The sequence below is a fragment of the Methylobacterium sp. 1973 genome, assembly GCF_040545035.1.
GTDB lineage: Bacteria > Pseudomonadota > Alphaproteobacteria > Rhizobiales > Beijerinckiaceae > Methylobacterium > Methylobacterium fujisawaense.
In genome coordinates this window covers 1-3,840 of the sequence record NZ_JBEPLA010000037.1, presented here as the reverse complement: position 1 = coordinate 3,840, position 3,840 = coordinate 1, and the positions used below count along the sequence as shown (strand labels likewise).

At 71.0% G+C, this 3,840-nt stretch carries 3 protein-coding genes; all 3 read right to left on the bottom strand.

The annotated features are described in order from the left end of the window. Window positions 1-296: 296 nt before the first annotated feature. From ABIC70_RS28310 to metG, 3 genes are read right to left on the bottom strand one after another with little or no spacing between them, the layout of a single operon-like run. Window positions 297-1,100 (bottom strand): MBL fold metallo-hydrolase, encoded by an 804-nt coding sequence (locus ABIC70_RS28310; protein WP_043354553.1) that lies wholly within the window; start codon window positions 1,098-1,100, stop codon window positions 297-299. Window positions 1,101-1,128: 28 nt separating this feature from the next. Further along, window positions 1,129-1,932 (bottom strand): TatD family hydrolase, encoded by an 804-nt coding sequence (locus ABIC70_RS28305; RefSeq protein ID WP_354442425.1) that lies wholly within the window; start codon window positions 1,930-1,932, stop codon window positions 1,129-1,131. A 32-nt stretch (window positions 1,933-1,964) separates the two neighbouring features. Next, the gene (metG, locus tag ABIC70_RS28300; RefSeq protein ID WP_043354549.1) at window positions 1,965-3,542 is read right to left on the bottom strand and encodes a methionine--tRNA ligase; all 1,578 of its coding nucleotides are present in this window, start codon (window positions 3,540-3,542) and stop codon (window positions 1,965-1,967) included. Window positions 3,543-3,840 lie beyond the last annotated feature (298 nt).

Below are 3,840 nucleotides of genomic sequence, written 5' to 3'. Positions count from 1 at the left end.
CGCCGATCCTCCTGTCAACCCCGCCTCGAAACCGCCGTAGCGGCCCGCCGCAGAGCCGGCATCTCGCAGAAAACAGAAGACCGCCCGGCTAAACCCGCCGGCCAATCCCGCCGCTTGTCAGAAGATGCCTCAGCGCCCGGTCCACTTCCGCGGCCGGCGCCGATGAGCCGGGGTATAGGCCCACCGTTCCGGGCCGTCAACAGCCTTCTTCGCAGGGAAGTCGATTTTCTTGGACTCCGGCGACGACAGGCGTGTGACGGGCGATTCGCTCCTGCCTTCCCCCTGCCCCGCCGTCCTCAGACGTCGAGGGTCAGGCTCATCCCGTCATAGGCGGGCGCGATACCCATGGGCAGGCGCGCCGCCAGGGTGCCGTAGTCGAGGTCGGTGTGGAGGTTGGTGAGCACCGCCTGGCGGGGCCGGACCGCTTCGATCAGGGCCAGCGCGTCCGAGACCGAGAAATGGGTCGGGTGCGGGGTGTCCCGCAGGGCATCGATGATCAGCAGGTCGAGACCGTGGAGCCGGGCCAGGGTCGCGTCCGGGATCAGGCTCACATCGGGCATGTAGGCCGCATTGCCGAAGCGGAAGCCGAGGGCGGCCTCGTTGCCGTGCTCCACCGGGAGCGATGCCACGGTGATCGGGCCCCCCTCCCCCTCCAGGGTCAGGTCGCGGTCGGCGTCGAGGTCGCGCAGGTCGAGGATCGGCGGGTAGGCGCTTCCGGGGGGCGTCTCGAAGCAATAGCCGAACCGGGTCGTGAGCAGCGACCGGGTCAAGGCGTCCGCGTAGACCGGGATCCGTGCCCGCATGGCGATCACCAGCGGGCGCAGGTCGTCGATTCCGTGGGTGTGGTCGGCATGGGCGTGGGTGTAGAGCACCCCGTCCAGACGCCGGATGCCGGAATCCAGGAGCTGCTCGCGCAGATCGGGGGAGGTGTCGACCAGAAGCGTGGTCCGCCCGGCCCCGGATGCCCGCTCGACCAGGATCGAGCAGCGCCTCCGGCGGTTGCGTGGCTCCTCCGGATCGCAGGCACCCCAGCCGGTGCCGACCCGCGGCACCCCGCCGGAGGAGCCGCAGCCGAGGATCCGCAGGGTCAGGCGCGCCATCCGGATCTCCCGCTCCCGCCCGCTTCGATCACGCGCCGCTGCGGGGCGTTGCGCCGGCCGCCTTGTCGAACAGGCTGAAAAAGTTCGCTGTGGTGATCCGCGCGAGGTCCTCGGCCGGCAGCCCGAGAGTCTCGGCGAGGGACCGGGCCGTGTCGGCCGTGTAGGCCGGCTCGTTGGTCCGCCCGCGATGGGGCTCGGGGGCGAGGAACGGCGCGTCGGTCTCCACCAGGATCCGATCCAGGGGCATGCTCCGGGCGATGTCGCGCAGATCGTGCGAGCGCCGGAAGGTGACGATGCCCGAGAAGGACACGAACAGCCCCAGCTCCACCCCGGCCTCCGCCAGCCGCTTCCCCGAGGAGAAGCAGTGCAGCACCGCCCGGAAGGGTTTTTGGCCCATCTCGTCGGAGAGCACCCGCTCCATGTGGTCGTCGGCGTCGCGGGCGTGGATCACCAGCGGCAGGCCGGACAGGCGCGCCGCCTCGATATGGGCGCGCAGCACCCGCTCCTGCACCGCCTCGGGGGCGGCGTCGGCGTAGTGGTAATCGAGCCCGGCCTCGCCGATCCCGACGCAGCGCGGGCTGGCCGCGGCGATCTCCGCGATCGTCCCGGCGGCGACATCCGGCTCATCGGCGGCCCCGTGGGGATGGGTGCCGATCGTGTACCAGACCTCCGGATGAGCCTCGGCGATCGCCCGGTAGGTGTCGGCCTTGGCGACCCGGGTGGCGATGGTGAGCATGCCGGTGACGCCCGCGGTCTTCGCCCGGGCGATGACCCCGGGCAGGTCGGCGGCGAAATCCGGGAAGTCGAGATGGCAGTGGCTGTCGATGAGCATCGGGTCTCGGGGCCGTCGGGCGGCAAGATTCGTCAGGCGGACGGGGTCTCGGGGCGCTCGAAGCGCGGGAAGATCGGCGCGGGGGCGGCGAGCGCCGTGCCCGGCACGAGCCGGCCCCCCTCCCCCACGGCGGCGAGGCTGCGTCGGTCGGCCGGCACCGCCAGCAGGTCGAGGAGCTTGGCGGCCGCCCCCGGCACGAAGGGCTGGGTCAGGATGCCGAAGACGCGCAACGCCTCCAGCGTCGTGTAGAGCACGGCGTTCATCCGCGCCGGGTCGGACTTGCGCAGGCGCCAGGGCTCCTGGGCGGCGAAGTAGCGGTTCGCCTCCGCCACCACGGCCCAGATCTCGGCGAGGATGCTGTGCAGCGCGAGGTCGCCCATCAGGGTGCGGGCGCGCTCCGGCAGGGCATCGACCTGGGCGAGCAGGGCGCGGTCGGCCTCGTCCAGGCTGCCCGGATCCGGCACCGCACCGTCACAGTTCTTGGCCACCATCGAGAGCGAGCGCTGGGCGAGGTTGCCGAGGTCGTTGGCGAGATCGGCGTTGATCCGGCCGATGATCGCCTCGTGGCTGTAGCTGCCGTCGCCGCCGAACGGCACCTCGCGCAGCACGAAGTAGCGCACCGGATCGACGCCGTAGGTGTCGGCGAGCTCGAACGGATCGAGGACGTTGCCCAGCGACTTCGACATCTTCTCGCCCTTGGAGAGCAGGAAGCCGTGGCCGAAGACGCGCTTGGGCAGGGGCAGCCCGGCCGACATCAGGAAGGCCGGCCAGTAGACCGCGTGGAACCGGACGATGTCCTTGCCGATGATGTGCAGATCCATCGGCCAGAATTTTTTTCGCGGATCGGACTCGTCGGGGAAGCCGGTGACGGTGAGATAATTGGTGAGCGCATCGACCCACACGTACATGACGTGGCTCGGATGGCCGGGCACCGGCACGCCCCAGTCGAAATTCGTGCGGCTGACCGAGAGGTCCTTGAGGCCGGAGCGCACGAAGCTCGCCACCTCGTTCCGGCGGGTGTCCGGCCCGATGAAGTCGGGCTGGTCCGCGTAGAGCTGCAGCAGCCGGTCCTGATAGGCGGAGAGCCGGAACAGGAAATTCTCCTCCTCCATCCACACGACCGGCGTGTCGGTGGCGAGGCTGCGGCGGCTGCCGTCCTCCAGGAGCCGGGTCTCGGCCTCGTCGTAATAGGCCTCGTCGCGGACCGAGTACCAGCCGGCATATTTGTCGAGGTAGATGTCGCCGTTGGCCTCCATCCGCCGCCAGATCTCCTGAGCGGCGGCGGAATGGCCGGGCTCGGTGGTGCGGATGAAGCGGTCGTAGGCGCAGTCCAGCCGGTCGGCCATCGCCTGGAACCGGGCGGCGGTGCCGTCGACATACGCGCGCGGGGTGGTGCCGGCCCGGGTCGCGGCCTGCTGGATCTTCAGCCCGTGCTCGTCGGTCCCGGTGGAGAACAGCACGTCGTAGCCGTCGAGCCGGTGGAAGCGCGCGATGGCGTCGGCGGCGATCACCTCGTAGGCATGGCCGATATGGGGCGCGCCGTTGGGGTAGGAGATCGCGGTCGAGAGGCCGAAGGTTTTTTTCAGGGGCGCCGGGGCGTTGGACGTCACGTCTGTGGTGTTCCGGATGAGCGCGGGAAGCTGCCCGCGTTGTCGCGCGACCGGAGCCGGGACGCAACCGTCGCGGCCGGCAAGACCGGCGCTGCCGCGACGGCGGCCGGTCCGGGAGGCGGCCGTCGTCGACCGTCTCCGGACATGCGTCATCGTCCCCGCGCGCCGGTGGCGCCGGGGGCATGGCCCGGGAGCGAACACGAGGGACGCCGCGGGAACCCAGGTGTCGGCCAAAGTCGCGCGGGATCCGATCCCCGCGGCGCCCCGCGGCATCGACCGGGCGCCTCCCCCGGCCGGT

What these genes read in the sequence shown, in the direction of transcription:
- ABIC70_RS28310 (WP_043354553.1), bottom strand. Translation starts at nt 1,100, where the DNA reads ATGGCGCGCCTGACCCTGCGGATCCTCGGCTGCGGCTCCTCCGGCGGG.
- ABIC70_RS28305 (WP_354442425.1), bottom strand. Translation starts at nt 1,932, where the DNA reads ATGCTCATCGACAGCCACTGCCATCTCGACTTCCCGGATTTCGCCGCC.